Origin of the sequence: Agromyces mediolanus (genome assembly GCF_044917495.1) — a bacterium.
GTDB classification, from domain to species: Bacteria; Actinomycetota; Actinomycetes; order Actinomycetales; family Microbacteriaceae; genus Agromyces; species Agromyces mediolanus_B.
Genome location: NZ_JAVSSI010000012.1, coordinates 20,863 through 36,594 on the forward strand (window position 1 = coordinate 20,863; position 15,732 = coordinate 36,594).

Annotated in this window: 12 protein-coding genes; 7 read left to right on the plus strand and 5 right to left on the minus strand. The window is 74.4% G+C overall.

The features are described 5' to 3' along the window. Positions 1-53 precede the first annotated feature (53 nt). Positions 54-716: a P-loop NTPase family protein gene (locus ROT00_RS15240; RefSeq protein WP_404775881.1), complete on the plus strand. Its 663-nt coding sequence runs from the start codon at positions 54-56 to the stop codon at positions 714-716. Next, positions 713-2,572, plus strand: coding sequence for a YhgE/Pip family protein (locus ROT00_RS15245; RefSeq protein ID WP_404775882.1), 1,860 nt, complete (start codon positions 713-715; stop codon positions 2,570-2,572). Before ROT00_RS15240 ends, ROT00_RS15245 begins: the two co-directional genes overlap by 4 nt. Positions 2,573-2,751: 179 nt before the next feature. Here the strand turns inward: ROT00_RS15245 and ROT00_RS15250 are convergent, their stop codons facing one another. Both ROT00_RS15250 and ROT00_RS15255 read right to left on the minus strand, forming a co-directional pair. Then, entirely contained in the window at positions 2,752-3,786 is a 1,035-nt protein-coding gene (locus ROT00_RS15250) for a magnesium and cobalt transport protein CorA (protein WP_404775883.1), read from the minus strand. A 101-nt stretch (positions 3,787-3,887) separates the two neighbouring features. Beyond that, positions 3,888-4,586, minus strand: a complete 699-nt coding sequence (locus tag ROT00_RS15255) for a TrmH family RNA methyltransferase (RefSeq protein WP_404775884.1) — start codon at positions 4,584-4,586, stop codon at positions 3,888-3,890. A 69-nt stretch (positions 4,587-4,655) separates the two neighbouring features. Here ROT00_RS15255 and ROT00_RS15260 point away from each other — a divergent pair, with 69 nt between their 5' ends. The 5 genes from ROT00_RS15260 to ROT00_RS15280 all read left to right on the plus strand — a co-directional run bounded on the left by ROT00_RS15260 (position 4,656) and on the right by ROT00_RS15280 (position 10,754). After that, positions 4,656-6,074: an Nramp family divalent metal transporter gene (locus ROT00_RS15260; protein ID WP_404775885.1), complete on the plus strand. Its 1,419-nt coding sequence runs from the start codon at positions 4,656-4,658 to the stop codon at positions 6,072-6,074. Between the two features lie 217 nt (positions 6,075-6,291). Then, positions 6,292-7,626 carry an ATP-binding protein gene (locus ROT00_RS15265; protein ID WP_404775886.1) on the plus strand — a complete coding sequence of 445 codons (1,335 nt, stop codon included), beginning with the start codon at positions 6,292-6,294 and terminating at the stop codon, positions 7,624-7,626. 183 nt (positions 7,627-7,809) lie between these two features. Then, positions 7,810-8,481 (plus strand): metal-dependent transcriptional regulator, encoded by a 672-nt coding sequence (locus tag ROT00_RS15270; RefSeq protein ID WP_404775887.1) that lies wholly within the window; start codon positions 7,810-7,812, stop codon positions 8,479-8,481. A 38-nt stretch (positions 8,482-8,519) separates the two neighbouring features. After that, on the plus strand, positions 8,520-9,863 hold the full coding sequence (locus tag ROT00_RS15275; protein ID WP_404775888.1) for a serine hydrolase domain-containing protein: 1,344 nt from the start codon (positions 8,520-8,522) through the stop codon (positions 9,861-9,863). A 96-nt stretch (positions 9,864-9,959) separates the two neighbouring features. Further along, entirely contained in the window at positions 9,960-10,754 is a 795-nt protein-coding gene (locus ROT00_RS15280) for an HAD-IIA family hydrolase (protein WP_404775889.1), read from the plus strand. A gap of 52 nt (positions 10,755-10,806) precedes the next feature. Here the strand turns inward: ROT00_RS15280 and ROT00_RS15285 are convergent, their stop codons facing one another. The 3 genes from ROT00_RS15285 to ROT00_RS15295 form a co-directional block, all read right to left on the minus strand. Then, the gene (locus ROT00_RS15285) at positions 10,807-13,761 is read right to left on the minus strand and encodes a septum formation family protein (protein WP_404775890.1); all 2,955 of its coding nucleotides are present in this window, start codon (positions 13,759-13,761) and stop codon (positions 10,807-10,809) included. After that, on the minus strand, positions 13,761-14,321 hold the full coding sequence (gene pyrE / locus ROT00_RS15290; protein WP_404775891.1) for an orotate phosphoribosyltransferase: 561 nt from the start codon (positions 14,319-14,321) through the stop codon (positions 13,761-13,763). The genes ROT00_RS15285 and pyrE overlap by 1 nt, the downstream gene beginning before the upstream one ends. A gap of 67 nt (positions 14,322-14,388) precedes the next feature. After that, complete coding sequence (locus ROT00_RS15295) at positions 14,389-15,705, minus strand: threonine/serine exporter family protein (protein WP_404775892.1); 1,317 nt, start codon at positions 15,703-15,705, stop codon at positions 14,389-14,391. Positions 15,706-15,732 lie beyond the last annotated feature (27 nt).

Consider the following 15,732-nt stretch of genomic DNA (forward strand, 5'->3'; position numbering starts at 1 on the left):
CCCGAAGGAGGACAATGGGGGTCTGCCCACGAGGCGGATGAGGAGGAGGGCGCGTGAGGATCGAGCTCCGCGGAGTCGTCAAGGGCCGGGACGGGCAGGCGCTGCCCTCGACCACCGTCGGGTTCGAATCCGGACGCGCGACGCTCGCGAGAGCCGAGACCGAGCAGCGGCCCACGGTGCTCGGACTCATCGCCGCCGGGCGGATGCGCCCCGACTCCGGCGAGGTCGTCGTCGACGGCAAGCCGGACGCCGCCGCCATCCGCCGCCGCGTCGCCCTCGTCGACGCGCCCGAGGTGAGCGACCCCGCGCCGAACGTGACCCTCGGCGGCGTCGCGGCCGAGGAGCTCATGTTCGCCGGCATCCCCTCGAACCCGGTCTCCGTCGGCCGCTGGCTCGGCCAGCTCGGGCTCGACCACCTCGCCCGTGTGCCGATCGCGAACGTCGCCCCGCACGCCAGGCTCCGCCTCCTCACGGAGCTCGCGCTCCTCCGCGACGGGGTCGAAGGGCTCGTCATCGTCTCCCCCGACCGGCACGGCGGCGACCCGATGGAGTGGTGGGAGCTCGCGAAGGGCCTCGCCGACCGCGGCTTCGCGCTGCTCGTGATCGCCGGCGACGCCTCGGCCGCGGCGATCGGCGCCGCCGCGATGATCGCCAGGATGCACGGGCCCGACGAACCGGACGACGAGCTGCCGCTCGCCGAAGGAGGCTTCGCGTGAAGATCCCGCAGATGATCGCCGCGGAGTTCCGCCGGCTCACCTCCACGAAGATGTCGGTGCTCGCGCTCCTCGCGCTCATCGCCGTGCCGGTGCTCTACGGCGGCCTCTACCTCTGGGCCAACCAGGACCCCTACGCGAAGTTCGCCGAGGTCCCCGTCGCCCTCGTCGTCGAGGACGAGGGCACGCCGGCGAGCGACGACGCCCCGGCCCGCAACGTCGGCGACGAGATCGCCTCGGAGGTCGTCGCCGACGGCGCCTTCGACTGGCACCGGGTCTCGGCCGAGGAGGCCGAGCAGGGGCTCGACGAGTCGCGCTACGACTTCGCGATCACCTTCCCGCGCGACTTCTCCGAGGCGCTCGCCTCCGTGCAGACGGATGCCCCGCGGCAGGCCGAGATCGTGCTCGCCACGAACGACGCCAACAGCTACCTCGCGGGCACGATCGGCAAGCAGGCGGTCGAGAAGATCCGCACGACGATCGCCGAGAAGGTCGGCCAGGAAGCGGCATCCACCCTGCTCGACTCGATCTCGACGATCCGCGGCAAGCTCGGCGAGGCCGCCGACGGCGCCACGAAGCTCACCGACGGCGCCGGCACCGCGGTCGACGGTGCGACGCAGCTCGGCACCGGCGCGGGACGGCTCGCCGACGGCACCGCGCAGCTGCGCGACGGCACCGCGCAGCTGGCCGACGGCTCGGCCACCCTCGCCGACGGGGCGGCCCAGGTCGCCGACGGCAACGCCGAACTCGCGGCGGCCGCCGACCGGGTCGGCGCCGTCGTCGCGCAGGCCGCGGCCGACGTGCCGCAGGCGCGGGCCGAGATCGAGGCGCTGCTGCGGGCCCAGGGCCTCGACCAGGCGACGATCGACGCCGTGCTCGCCCGGCTCGACGTCGTCGGCGCGGCGATCGTCGACGGCAACCAGCGGGCGCAGGAGGTCGTGGGCCAGGTCGACCGGCTCGCCGACGGCAGCCGCCGGGTGGCGGACGGCTCGGCGGAGCTCGCCGCCGGCGCGCGCACCGCCGCCGACGGGGCGGCGCAGACCGCGAGCGGAGCCGCGCAGCTGCGCGACGGGCTCGGCACCCTGCAGACCGGACTCGGCGAGCTCGAGACGGGGGCCGGCACGCTCCGCGACGGGCTCGCGGCCGGCGTCGCCGAGATCCCGGACTCCTCCCAGTCCACGCGGGACGCGCAGGCGGCGACCATCGCCGACCCGATCACCCTCGAGACGAGCCAGGTGACGCAGGCCGGCAACTACGGCGCCGGGCTCGCGCCGTTCTTCGCCGCCCTCGCGGGCTGGATCGGCATCTACGCCCTCTTCCTCATCGTGAAGCCGATCTCGCGCCGGGCGGTCACGGCCCTGCACTCGCCGATCCGGATCACCCTCGCCGGCTGGCTCACGCCCGGGCTCCTCGGCGCGGTGCAGATGGTGGCGCTGTACGTCGTGCTCGCGGTGACGCTCGGCTTCCAGATGCACCATCCGCTCGGCGTCGTCGGCACGATGGTGTTCGCCTCGGCGACGTACGCCGCGATCATCCTCGCCTTGAACGTGTGGCTCGGCTCGGTCGGGCAGTTCCTCGGCCTCGTGCTCATGGTGCTGCAGCTCGTGACCGCGGGCGGCACCTTCCCGTGGCAGACGCTGCCCGCGCCGCTCGCGGCGCTGCATCACGTGCTCCCGATGGGCTACGTCGTCGACATGATGCGCCAGTTCATGTACGGGGGCGAGCTGTCCAGAGCCTGGGCCGACGCCGGGGTGCTCGCCATCTGGCTCGCCGGCGCGCTCCTGCTCGCGGGGATCGGCGTGACCCGGATGACGCACTTCCGCACGCTGCGCGACCTCCAGCCGAGCCTCATCGGCTGACGGGCGCGCGGGTCGCCTCCGGCTCGCCTCCACATCCCGAAGTCGCGCAAACGGTGCTCCCGGCATCCCCCTCGCCGCGATTCGGGCGACTCCACATCCCGAAGTCGCGCGAATGGTGCTCCCGACGTCCCGGGAAGGACCGTCTGCGCGACCTCGGGTCGGGAAGGTGGGCGGGCGGGCTAGAGCCAGTGGCGCGACTTGAAGATGCGGTAGAGCACGAAGCCCGAGGCGAACATCAGCACGATCGCGAAGGGGTAGCCGAACAGCCAGCCGAGCTCCGGCATGTTGCGGAAGTTCATGCCGTAGATGCCCGCGACGAGCGACGGTGCGAAGAAGATCGCCGCCCAGCTCGAGATCTTCTTCGTCTGCTCGCTCTGCGCGAGGCTCGTCTCGGTGAGGGACTGCATGACCTCGTTCTGCCGCTGCGCGACGAGGGTGGCGTGCACGCTGAGCGCGTTCTGCAGGGTCTGGCGGAACTCGTCCGCCTTCTCCGTGATCCGGATGACGTGGTCGAGCACGTCGCGCAGCGAGCGCCGCAGTTCGAGCCCCGTCTCGTCGTCGCTCCCCTCGGTCCCGGCGTCGAGCTCGGCCCGGAGGGTCTCGATGATCGCGACGAGGGGCTTCGTGGCGCGCTGGAACTCCATCACCTCGCCCGAGAGGTCGTAGATGCGCTTCGCGACGGCCGCCTCGCCGGAGAACAGCTCGTCCTCGATCTCGTCGATGTCGTTCTCGAGGCCGGCGACGACGGGCGCGTACTCGTCGACGACCTGGTCGAGCACGGCGTAGAGCACGCCGAGCGGGCCGCGGGCGAGCAGTCCGTCGCCCTCGAGGCGCGCCCGGACCCGGCCGAGGTCGGGGGACTCGGCGTGCCGGACGCCGACGACGAAGTCCCGCCCGACGAAGAGATGCACCTCGCCGAACTCGACGCGCTCCTCGGCGTCGAGGTAGCGCGCCGGCCGGAGCACCAGGAAGCGCGTGTCGCCGTAGCGGTCGAGCTTCGCCCGCTGGTGACCGGTCAGGGCGTCCTCGACGGCGAGCTCGTGCAGCCCGAACTCCCGCGCGACGACCTCGAGCCCGGACTCGTCGGGGCGGTACAGCCCGATCCAGGCGAAGCCGCCGGGGGCGGCCTGCAGCGCCTCGAAGGTCTCGTCGAGACTCGTGGGCGTCGCCACGCGTCGCCCGTCGACGTACACGGCGTTGTCGATGACGGTCACGGCGCCAGTCTGGCACGCGCGCGCGGCCGGGCCGGGATGCCTCGCGCGCCCGAGACGCCTCGCGCGCCCGGCCCGGCCTGGCCCCGCTCAGGCACGGGCGATCAGCCGCGCGCGCCGGGCTCCGCGTGCCGGAGGATCCAGGAGTGCATCGTGATGGCCGCGGCGGCGGCCGCGTTCAGCGAGCGGGTCGAGCCGTACTGGGTGATCTCGACGACGGCGTCGGCGACCTCCTGCGCCTCGGCCGAGAGGCCCGGCCCCTCCTGCCCGAAGAGCAGCACGCAGCGCTCGGGCCAGCCGAAGGCCTCGACCGGCACGGCGCCGGGCACGTTGTCGACGGCGATGATCGGGAGGGATGCCTCGTGCGCCCACGCGGCGAAGCCCGCGACGTCCTCGTGATGCTCGAGGTGCTGGTAGCGGTCGGTGACCATCGCGCCGCGCTTGTTCCAGCGACGGCGGCCGATGATGTGCACCGTGTCCGCGGCGAAGGCGTTCGCGGTGCGCACGATCGAGCCGATGTTCAGGTCGTGCTGCCAGTTCTCGATCGCGACGTGGAAGCCGTGCCGGCGCTCGTCGAGATCCGCGACGATCGCCTCGAGCCGCCAGTAGCGGTAGCGGTCGACGACGTTGCGACGGTCGCCGTGCTCGAGCAGCTCCGGGTCGTAGTGCGGCTCGCTCGGCCAGGCATCGCGTCCGCCGGGCCAGGGGCCGACGCCATGGAGCGGGAGCTCGGCCTCCGCCGGCTCGTCGGACGCGGCGGGGCGCGGCCCCGTGTCGGGCTCCTCCGGCGCTGCGTCGTTCATCGCTGCCACGGTACTCGGGCCCGCCGCCCAGCACTTTTCGGTGCGCCTAAATTCTGCTAACTTTTCGGTATGCCGAAATCTCCCGCCGATCAGCTCGCGCCCGCCGCAGACCGCCTCGACGAGGCAACCGCCGACGCCGCCGGGCCGCGCGGCCGTCGTCCGAAGCGGCGCGGCTCGGTCCCCCGCGCCGCCTGGCTGATCGGGCCCGCCCTCGTCGCGGGTGTCGCCTACCTCGACCCGGGCAACGTCGCGAGCAACATGACCGCCGGCGCCCAGTACGGCTACCTGCTCGTCTGGGTGGTGGTGCTCGGCAACCTGATGGCCTGGCTCATCCAGTACCTCTCGGCGAAGCTCGGCATCGTCACCGGCCGGAGCCTGCCGGAGGTCCTCGGCGAGCGCATCCGCAACCGCTGGGGCCGCCGGGCCTACTGGCTGCAGGCCGAGCTCGTCGCGATGGCGACCGACCTCGCCGAGATCATCGGCGGCGCGGTCGCGCTGAACCTCCTGTTCGGCATCCCGCTGATCTGGGGCGGCGTCATCACGGGGGCGGTCTCGATCGGGCTGCTCATGATCCAGTCCCGGCGGGGCCCGCGCACCTTCGAGTTCGTGATCATCGGGCTGCTGCTCATCATCTCGATCGGCTTCAGCGTCGGGGTGCTCATCGCCCCGCCGGACCCGGGCGGGCTCTTCGCGGGCCTCGTCCCGCGCTTCGCGGACACGGGCTCGGTGCTGCTCGCGGCATCCATCCTCGGCGCGACGATCATGCCGCACGCCATCTACGCCCACTCCGCCCTCAGCCGCGACCGCTTCGCGACGCCGCGCACCCCCGCCGAACCGCGCACCCCGGAGCGGACGCGCGGCTGGCGCCGGGTCGTCTCCGCCGACGCCGCGGCCGAGTCCCGCACCGTCGCCCCCGGCGAGGCGACCGCGCTCCCGGCGGGCGTGCTGCTGCGGGCGACCCGCATCGACGTCACCGTCGCGATGGCGATCGCGGGCACCGTGAACCTCTGCATCCTGCTGCTCGCGGCGGTGAACCTCGCCGGGATCGACGGCACCGACAGCCTCGAGGGCGCGTACGCGGCGCTCGGAGCCGCGCTCGGACCGGTCATCGCGACGCTCTTCGCCATCGGCCTGCTCGCCTCCGGACTCGCCTCGACCTCCGTCGGCGCGTACGCCGGCGCCGAGATCATGCACGGGCTGCTGCACGTGCGGGTGCCGCTCGTGCTGCGCCGGCTGGTGTCGCTGCTGCCGGCGCTCGTCGTGCTCGGGCTCGGGCTCGACCCGACGCTCTCGCTGGTGATCAGCCAGGTCGTCCTGTCGTTCGGCATCCCCTTCGCGCTCGTGCCGCTCGTGGCGCTCACCGCCAAGGCCGGGGTGCTCGGCCGCTGGCGCAACCACTGGGCGACGACGGCGACGGGCGTTGCGGCATCCGTGTTCCTCATCGCCCTGAACGGCCTGCTGCTCTGGCTGGTGTTCACCGGGGCGTAGGCCGGCCCAGCACGCCCAGCCGGCCCCGGCAGCCCGGCCACCCCGCCCGCCCCGCCCGCCGCGCCCGCGCAGAACTGCCGCCGAAGTTTCGGCCACGGCAACAGTCGGCAGAGTTTCATCCCCGCGGCCCGTCACACGGGCCGCGGGCGCCCCGCCGTCGCCTACGCTGCTGGAACCTCGGAGCCGGATCCCGGCCCCGCCCACGGAGGAGGACCCCATGACCGGCTGGCGCGTGCGCGAGTTCCACAGCGACGACCTCGACGGCATCCTGCACCTCTGGGAGGCGCAGCGCCGCTCGGCCCACGAGCCCGTCTACGACCTCAGCGAGGTCGTCGCCTCCTGCCAGAAGGACCACGCGATCGTCGCGGTGCACGGCGAGCAGCTCGTCGGCGCCGTCGTCGGCCGGGCCGCCCACGACCAGGGCTGGGTCGTGTTCTTCGGCATCGACGACGACTGGCGCGGACGCGGCATCGGCTCCGCGATGCTCGCGGCGCTCGAGAAGCGGATGGCCCCGCACGGGCTCACGAAGCTGTCGGCGCTCATCCCCGAGAACGAGAGCCGGGTCGACGCCTTCGCGAACCAGGGCTTCGAACCGAAGCACCAGCTGCGCTACTTCGAGCGCCGCATCCCGGTGCAGCGGCAGGAGCTGACCTCGCTCGCCGAGCTCGGTGGCCGCCTGCTGCCGCGCACGCTGTGGGAGTCGGTGGCGGGGATGCGGCGGGAGAAGGAGATCCTCGAGCAGCGCCTCGTGCTCCCCCTCGCCGAACCCGACCTCGCCGAGCGCTACGGCGTGGTGCCGCCGCGGGCGGTCGTGCTGTTCGGGCCGCCCGGCACCGGCAAGACGACCTTCGCGAAGGCGATCGCCTCGCGGCTCGAGTGGTCGTTCGTCGAGGTGTTCCCCTCGCGGCTCGCCGCCGACCCGCGCGGGCTCGCGGGCGCGCTGCGCGAGACCTTCACGAAGATCGCCGAGCTCGAGCACGCCGTGGTCTTCATCGACGAGGTCGAGGAGATCGCCGCGCAGCGCTCGGGCGAGCCGCCGTCGCCGCTGCAGGGCGTGACGAACGAGCTGCTGAAGATCATCCCGGCGTTCCGCGAGCAGCCCGGCCGGCTCCTCGTGTGCGCGACGAACTTCATCCGCGCCCTCGACAGCGCGTTCCTCCGGCACGGACGGTTCGACTACGTCATCCCGATCGGCCTGCCCGACGACGCCGCGCGGCTCGCGATCTGGGAACGCTACGTGCCGGAGCAGGTGGCGCGCGAGGTCGATCTGGCGCTCCTCGTCGAGCGGACGGCGGGGTTCTCGCCGGCCGACATCGAGTTCGCCGCGCGCAGCGCCTCGCAGCGCGCCTTCGAGGCGGCGGTGCGGAACGGGGCGGCGGATGCGGCGCGCTCGGATGCCTCCGGGACGGCGGATGCCTCGGGGCGCCCGGCCGGCCCCGCCGGCCCGAGCACCGCGGACTACCTCGACGCGATCGGCAGCACCCGCACCACGGTGTCGGCCGAGACCGCCGAGGCCTTCCTCGAGGACATCGACGCACTGGCTCGCGTGTAACCGGTCGAGACGGTTCCGCGGGCATCCGCTCCCTCCGCCGAGCACGCGCGCCACTTCCGCCGCGTCGCGCCACCTCTGCTGGCGCAACAACGCCGAAGTGGCGCGATCGAGGCAACGGCAGCACGCCACCCCAGCACGCCGCCCGAGCACACCGCCCGCACCGGGCCCGGTAGTCTGGGCCCGATGCCGGCCAGCAAGAATCCCGCGATCGAGGACTACCTGAAGACGGTGTACGCGCACACCGAGTGGCAGCCCGACCCCATCACGCCGTCGGTGCTCGCCGGCAAGCTCGGCGTCGCGCCTTCGAGCGTCACCGAGATGGTGAAGAAGATGGCCGCCGCGGGCCTCGTCGCGCACGTGCCGTACGGCCCGCTGCGCCTCACCGACGCCGGCCGCGAGCGCGCCCTCGCCGTCGTCCGCCGGCACCGCCTGATCGAGACCTGGCTCGTGCAGGAGATGGGCTACGGCTGGGACGAGGTGCACGACGAGGCCGAGGTGCTCGAGCACGCGGTGTCCGACCGCCTCCTCGACGTCATCGACGCCCGGCTCGGGCGTCCCGCCCGCGACCCCCACGGCGACGCGATCCCCGCGGCCGACGGCACCGTTCCGGCCGAGCCGTTCCTCCGCCTCGACGAGACCCCGGAGGGCCACCGCGGCCGCATCCTCCGCATCAGCGACCGCGACCCCGCGGTGCTCCGCGAGCTCGAGGGGGCGGGCATCGCCCCCGGCGTGGAGGTGCTCGTGAGCCTCGGCGACGGCGAGCGCGTCCGCCTCACCACCGGCCCGGCGGATGCCCCGGCGCCGGCGTTCGAGCTGCCGGGCGCCGCGGCCGCCGAGATCTGGCTCACCGCCTGACGCCGAGCCGACCGGCACGCGCCTGATAGCATCCGGCGGTGCGCATTCTCCGTCGAACGCTCATCGCCCTCGCCATCGTGGTGGCCGTCGTCGTCGCCGCGGGCACCGCGGTGTACTGGTGGCAGCGCCCGATGCTCCTCACCGGCACCGGCTACGCCGCGCACAACGCGTGCGCCGTGACCGAGGTCGCCGGGCGCGACGACCCCGAGCGCGACCTCCCGCCGAACCCGCTCGTGCCGTACCTGCGCTTCGGGGCCGACGAGCCCGGCGAGACCACCGGTTCCCTGCTCGGCGTGCTCGCGAAGCAGCGCGCCTGGTACACGGCGGGCTTCGGCTGCACCCTCGCCGGCGAGCGCCCCGAGCTCGGCACCGCGACCGCGATCGACGACGCCGGCAATCCGCTCGCGGACGCCGCCGCGCCCGCGGCCGACCCCGCGGTCGACGCGGCCATCGCCGCCGCCTTCGCCGACGGGGCGCCCGCCGAGCAGGCGGCCGCCCTCGGCACCCGGGCCGTCGTCGTGCTGAAGGACGGCGAGCTCGTGGGCGAGCGCTACGCCGACGGCTTCGACGCCGCGACCCCGCAGCTCGGCTGGTCGATGTCGAAGAGCGCGACCGATCTCATCACGGGCGTGCTCGTGCAGCAGGGGGTCGTCGCCCTCGACGACGCCGACCTCCGCCCCGAGTGGACCGACGAGCGCGCGAGCATCACGATCGAGCAGCTGCTGCGGATGACGAGCGGCATCGAGTGGGACGAGACCTACGACCTCGGCACCCCCATCACGCAGATGCTCTACGGCGAGGCCGACATGGGCGCGTACGTCGCGGGGCTCCCGCTCGAGCACGCCCCGGGCACCGTGCAGGAGTACTCGAGCGGCTCCACGACGCTGCTCTGCTCGGTGCTCGCCGAGCGCACCGGCCTCGGCGCCGACCTGCCGCGGCAGACGCTGCTCGGCCCGCTCGGACTCTCCTCCGCGGTCTTCGAGCCGGATGCCGCCGGCACCCCCGTCTGCTCCTCGTACCTGTGGATGACGCCGCGCGACTGGGCCGTGCTCGGCCAGTTCGCCCTGCAGAACGGCGAGTGGAACGGCGAGCAGCTCCTCCCCGCCGACTGGATGGCGAAGAGCCTCGAGGTGCTCCCCGTGGAGCAGACCGACGACCCCGGTTACGGCATGGGCTGGCGGGTGAACACCCTCACCGACGGCTCGCCGCGCTGGCCGGGCCTGCCCGCCGACACGTACTACGCCTCGGGGCACGACGGCCAGAAGGTCATCGTGGTGCCCTCGGAGGGCCTCGTGGTCGTGCGGATGGGCTTCACGCCCGAAGCCGACGACGAGCCGAGCGAGGTGCAGCTCGTCGAGGAGCTCATCGCGGCGCTCGGCTGAGTCGCGCAGACCGCCGGATGCCCCGGCCGCGCGTCGGTCGTCGGGGCATCCCGCCCTCGTCATCCGTTCGCAACATCGGAGCCCTACGCTGGAGGCATGGGACGACGCGACGAAGTCGAGTGCTGGCTGACCGACATGGACGGCGTGCTCGTGCACGAGAACCACGCCCTGCCCGGCGCCGCCGAGCTGCTGCAGCAGTGGGAGGACCGCGGCACGCCCTACCTGGTGCTCACGAACAACTCGATCTTCACGGCGCGCGACCTCTCGGCCCGGCTCCGGGCGTCCGGACTGAACGTCCCCGAGGACCGCATCTGGACCTCGGCGCTCGCGACGGCGGAGTTCCTGAAGCAGCAGGTGCCCGGCGGTTCCGCGTTCGTCGTCGGCGAGGCGGGCATCCTCACGGCGCTGCACGACGCCGGCTACATCATGACCGAGACCGATCCCGACTTCGTCGTCGTCGGCGAGACCCGCAATTACTCCTTCGAGGCGATCACGAAGGCGATCCGCCTCATCGACCGCGGCGCGCGCTTCATCGTGACGAACCCCGACGCGACCGGGCCGAGCGCCGAGGGCCCGCTGCCCGCGACGGGCGCGATCGCGGCGCTCATCACGAAGGCGACCGGGAAAGACCCGTACGTCGTCGGCAAGCCGAACCCGATGATGTTCCGGTCGGCGCTGAACAAGATCGGCGCGCACTCCGAGAACACGGCGATGATCGGCGACCGCATGGACACCGACATCGTCGCGGGCATCGAGGCGGGCCTGCACACCGTCCTCGTGCTCACCGGCATCAGCGACCGGGCCGAGATCGAGAAGTACCCGTTCCGTCCCGACGAGGTGCTGAAGGGCGTCTTCGAGCTCGTCGGCGAAGCCGAGGAGACCGAGCTCTAGCGACCCCCGTCTGCGGCCGCGGCCGCGGCGCGGGACCTGCCCGCGGGCCGGCTCAGCCCGCGGCGACCTGCGACGGCGTCGCACCCGCGATGCTCGCCGTCAGCGGCTCGCCGCTCGACCGGTTCGCGAAGCAGTAGAAGGTGCGCTCCCCCGCGTCCCACTGCTCGGCGACGGGGTACGAGAAGACGAGCTGCAGATCGGTGAGCCCGGCGATCGCGTTCTGGTCGAGGACGCCGTCGGCCTGGCAGGCCGTGCCGAGCTGCGCGGCGAGCTCGGCATCGCCCGGGAACGCCGCCCCGGCCTCGCCCGACAGCGTGCCGCGGAGCACGAGCTGGGCGGCGTGCGGCGCCGCGCAGTCGACGACGGTGTAGTCCTCGGCCCACGCGTCGGTGAACGGATCGAGGCACTCGCCGCCGAAGAGCGTGTTCCAGGCGTGGACGCCCGCGGGCTGCGCCGCGGTCGGTGCGGGCGCCGGGGTGTCGCTCGGCGTCGCCGACTCGCTCGTCGCGGGGGTGGATGCCGCGGGCGCGCCGCCGAACGGCAGCTTGGTGCCGAGGAAGAACAGGCCGGCGAGCACGAGCACCGCGACGAGGCCGCCGGCGATCCAGAGCAGCGTGCGGCGCCGGCGCACGGCACCGCCGTCGGCGCCTCGGGAGCCGCCGCGCCCGCCGCCGGTGCCGCCGCCGGTCGAGCCGCCGGTGGTCGGGCCGTGCGTGGCCGAGCCGTCGGCGCTCGGGCGACCGCCCGGAAGAGCGGCCCCGGCCCCGGCCGTGGCCCCGGCCGCGACCGTCGGCACGAGCGCAGTCGCCGCGAGGGGCTCCGGCTGCGTGCCCGGTGTCGACTCCGGCTCCAACGCCGACGCGTCGAGGAAGGGGAACTCGGGTTCCGCCGGGGTCGCTGCGAGCGGCTCGTCGTGGAACGCCGTGGGCTGGAGCGCGTCGGCGTCGGCCGCGGCGTCTGCTGCGGCTTCGGCCTCGGCGGCGAGGGCGGCATCGGCATCCGCCTCCGAATCCGCCTCCGGCAGGTCCACGGGCTCGGGCTCGAGGGCGGATGGCTCCTCGTCGTCGCCCGCGGCGGCCGCGGCGAGCGCGACGGTGCCGAGCGGACCGGCTTCGGCCCGCGGGTCCTCCGCGTTCGGGTCGGGCACGAGGCCCCAGACGAAGCCGGATGCGGCGAGGTCCTCGTCGGCCGTGTCGGCCGACTCGGCGTCGAGCTCGACATCCGCGTCATCGGCGCCGGCGAGGTCACCGGCTTCGTGCGCCGCGGCCGAGTCGGGTGCGGTGGCGCCATCGCGAGCGTCGTCGCCGAAGCCCAGACCGAGCGGATCGAGCTCCTCGGCGGCGGGGCCCGCCGGCTCCGACGACTCGGCGAGCGGATCGGACTCGGGGCGCCCGCTCGCGGCGGCACCGGGGGCGCCGACGATCGCGGCGCCACCCGCGGTCGCTCCGCCGATCGCGAGTCCGGCGAGCAGGTCGTCGACCGGGGCGTCGGCGGCGGGTTCGGCCGGCGTCTCCGTCCCGGAGGCGAACGCCGGGAACGGGGTCCGCGAGGCGGCCGGGGAGTCCGGCTGGGCGGCGTCGGAGGCGCTGCCCGTCCCGTGCTGCCCGATGGTCGGGGCCTCGCCGGTCTCGCCCTCCTGGAGGGCGGACCAGAGCGCGGCGTCGAAGTCGGTGGTGGCGGACGCGGATGCCGAGGCGGCCGCCGCGGACACCGGCGGCGGGACGAGCGGCTCGCCGAAGGCCCCCGTCTCGGCCGCATCGGCGGTGCGGGCCGCATCGGCGGTGTCGGCCGCATCGGCGGTGCGGGCCGCCTCGGCGGCGCGGGCCGCATCGGCGGTGCGGGCCGCGTCGGATCCGGCCGGCGCGGCATCTGGCGCCGACGCACCGGGAGCGGCCGCAGCACCGGGAACCGCCGGAGCGCCGGGAACTGCGGGGTCGCCGGGAACGGCCGCGGCGGCGGGGTCACCCCAGGTCAGGGCGAAGGGTGCGGTCGGGGTCGCGGGACCCGGCACGACCGGAGGCCGCGGCTCGGCAGACGGCGCACCCGGGGCCGGCGCCGCTGCGGGCGTCTGGGGCGCAGCGGGCGCGGCGGGAGCGGCCGGCGCCCACGGATCGGCAGCCGTGGGCGGCACGCCCGGGGCCGTCGTCCCTGCGGGCGCCTGGGGCGCGGTGGGCGCCTGCGAGGCGCGCTGCGGCGCGACCGGCGGCTCCACGGCGGTGAGGATCGGATCGGCCGGCGGGGCGGCGGGACCGCGGTCGCGGCGTCGACGCAGCGACTCGTCGAGCACGCCGGTGTCGCCCCGCTCGCTGCGCGGCTCGTCGGTGACCGGCACGGACGGCGTCGTCATCGGCGCCGCGGAGTCGTTCGCGGTCCCGCCGGCGCCGGCGCCCGGTGCGGACTGTTCGGGGGCCGAGTCGGGGCCCGGCAGCTGCTGCGGGGGCTGCGCGGCGAGGGAGAACCAGTCGAGCGACTCCTCGCCGGACGAGTCGGCCCGGCGACGACCGCTCTGCTCCCCGCGCTCGGCATCCGAGCTCGCGGATGCCGCCGCGCTCGCAGCGGCCGAGGCTGAGGCGGCCGGGATCGTTCCGGTGCCCCCGGCGTCGGCCGCGGCGCCCTCCGGCTCGGCCGCACGGCGACCGCGCGTCCGGTTCGTCCACCAGGGCGTGCGCGGTGCCGAGGCATCCGTCCCGACCGGTTCGGCGGGCGTTCCGGCGGGATGCGTCGCAGGCGCGCCAGGCGCCGCACCGCGCGGTTCCCCCGCGGGCTCGGCCGAGCGGCCCCTCGCACCGGACTCGGCGGCCTCAGCGGGCCGGCCCCCTTCAGCCGGTCGGTCCGCTCCAGCGGTCCGGTCCGTTCCGGCCGGCTGCTCGGGCTCGCCGGCGGCGCGGCGGCGTCGACCCTGCGGGCCGGGCTCGGCCGAGGCATCCGCCTCCCCCTCGCCCAACTGGCCGAGCAGCCAATCGGCGTCGCCGAACCCCTCGCCCTCGGACCCGCCGCGCTGGACCATCAGGCGAGCCCCAGATCATCGAGCCCGATCGCGTAGCGGTACGGCACGCCCGCTGCTTCGATGACCTCGCGCGCACCCGTGTTGCGGTCGACGACGACCGCGACCGCGACGACCTCGGCGCCGACCTTGCGCAGCGCCTCGACGGCCTTCAGCGGCGAACCGCCGGTGGTGGAGGTGTCCTCGAGCACGATGACGCGCTTGCCCTCGAGCTCGGGGCCCTCGATCTGGCGGCCGCGGCCGTGGTCCTTCGGCTCCTTGCGCACGACGAAGGCGTCGTAGGCGAGGCCGCGCGCGGCGCCCTGGTGCAGGATGGCGCTCGCGATCGGGTCGGCGCCCATCGTCATGCCGCCCACGGCCGCCACGTCGGGCACGTCGGCGATGAGGTCGAGCATGACATGGCCGATGAGCGGCGCGACGCGGTGGTCGAGGCTGACCTTGCGGAGGTCGACGTAGTAGCTCGCCTTCTTGCCGCTGGTCAGGGTGAAGTCGCCGTGGAAGACCGCCTCACGCGAGATGTGGTCGATGAGCTGGCGGCGGGCGTCCGAGTCGTGCTGAGTCACGCGAATACTCTACGGCCCGGCTCCCGGGAACGCCCTCAGCCTCGGCGCCGGTCCGCGGAGGCGCCGATCATTTCCGGCGCCCCGCGCCCAGCCGGAGCCGCTCGCGAAGACGGCCCCACACGCTCGACGCCTCGCCCGCGACGGCGGCGATCGGCTTCTCGATGTGGAACGCCGCGAGCTCCTCGGCACCGTGGTGGACCGCCCGGTAGAGGGCGGTGCCGATCAGCACGCCGAGCGCGATCGACATGATCGAGACGAGCGCGAGGGCGAAGTCGTCGAATCCCTCGTTCGCCCCGACCGCCTCGGTGAGCGCGACGAGTCCGGCGGCCCCCGGCACCAGCAGCCAGTACGCCGGGAGGAAGGTGAGCTGCGCGGGCGCGCCCGTGCGGAGCGAGGCGATCCAGAGCACCACCGGGGTCATCGCGAGCGCACCCACGAAGCCGGAGACCGTGGCCCCGAGGAGCGCGGTGCCGATGAGCTGGCCGAGGTACGCGACGACGAGCGCGAGCAGCACCCACGCGAACGTCGAGCCCGGCGCGGAGAAGTGCAGGTAGTTGCCGATCGCGAAGAGCAGGAGTGCGAACCAGCTCACCCACCAGGGCAGCGACTCCGTCGACTCGAGCGGGCGGTAGCTCGAGTTCGCGACGCCGACGACGGTGCCCGCGGCCAGGATGCCGAAGGCGAGGAGCCCGAGCTGCACCATGCCCATGACGAGGCGCGAGGCGCCCGCGATCATCTGCCCCGCGGCGAGCTCCATGACCGCGGTGGTCAGCACGCCGCCCGGGAGGAATGTCGCGAGCGGGGCGATGAGCAGCCGCAGCGGGTCGCCGAGCGGGAAGTGCGGCGCGAGCAGGAACACCGCGATGCCGCAGACGAACGACGCGAACACCGGGAACACGAGCTGCAGCGTCGGCGAGGGCACGAGCTTCGCGACGCCGATGAGGGCGCCGAGGACGAAGGCGACGAGCGCCCCCTCCCACGTCGGGGTGAGGAGCAGGGCGAGCCCGGTCGTCAGCACGGCGTGGCCGAGGGTGCGGACGAGCCAGCCGCGCTTGGGCCGCATCCGGCCGATCTCGTTCAGGCGGTCGATGCCGTCGGCCGGCGCGACCTTCGCCTCCTTCGCCTCACCCAGGAGCCGGTAGAGCGCGGCGATCTGGTCGAAGCGGAACGAGGCGTTCACCGAGCGAATCGCGACCCGGCCGGCCTCGCCGGAGCCGGTCTCCACGAGGATCACGGTCGGCAGCACGACGAAGTCGATGTCGTCGCGCCCGTACGCGCGGGCGACGCGCGTCATGTCGGAACGGATCTGGTCGACGGACTCGGCCGCCGCGTTCATCCCCTCGGCGAGCCCGAGCAGGAAGCGGCCGAGCAGCGGGTCGTCCATCCGATCCGCCGCCCGGTCGGCTGCAGC

Bases quoted from the DNA above. Each gene is read 5' to 3' on its own strand.
- ROT00_RS15265 (WP_404775886.1), top strand. From the start codon at position 6,292: ATGACCGGCTGGCGCGTGCGCGAGTTCCACAGCGACGACCTCGACGGC.
- ROT00_RS15295 (WP_404775892.1), bottom strand. From the start codon at position 15,705: ATGGACGACCCGCTGCTCGGCCGCTTCCTGCTCGGGCTCGCCGAGGGG.
- ROT00_RS15270 (WP_404775887.1), top strand. From the start codon at position 7,810: ATGCCGGCCAGCAAGAATCCCGCGATCGAGGACTACCTGAAGACGGTG.
- ROT00_RS15280 (WP_404775889.1), top strand. From the start codon at position 9,960: ATGGGACGACGCGACGAAGTCGAGTGCTGGCTGACCGACATGGACGGC.
- ROT00_RS15255 (WP_404775884.1), bottom strand. From the start codon at position 4,586: ATGAACGACGCAGCGCCGGAGGAGCCCGACACGGGGCCGCGCCCCGCC.
- ROT00_RS15285 (WP_404775890.1), bottom strand. From the start codon at position 13,761: ATGGTCCAGCGCGGCGGGTCCGAGGGCGAGGGGTTCGGCGACGCCGAT.
- ROT00_RS15260 (WP_404775885.1), top strand. From the start codon at position 4,656: ATGCCGAAATCTCCCGCCGATCAGCTCGCGCCCGCCGCAGACCGCCTC.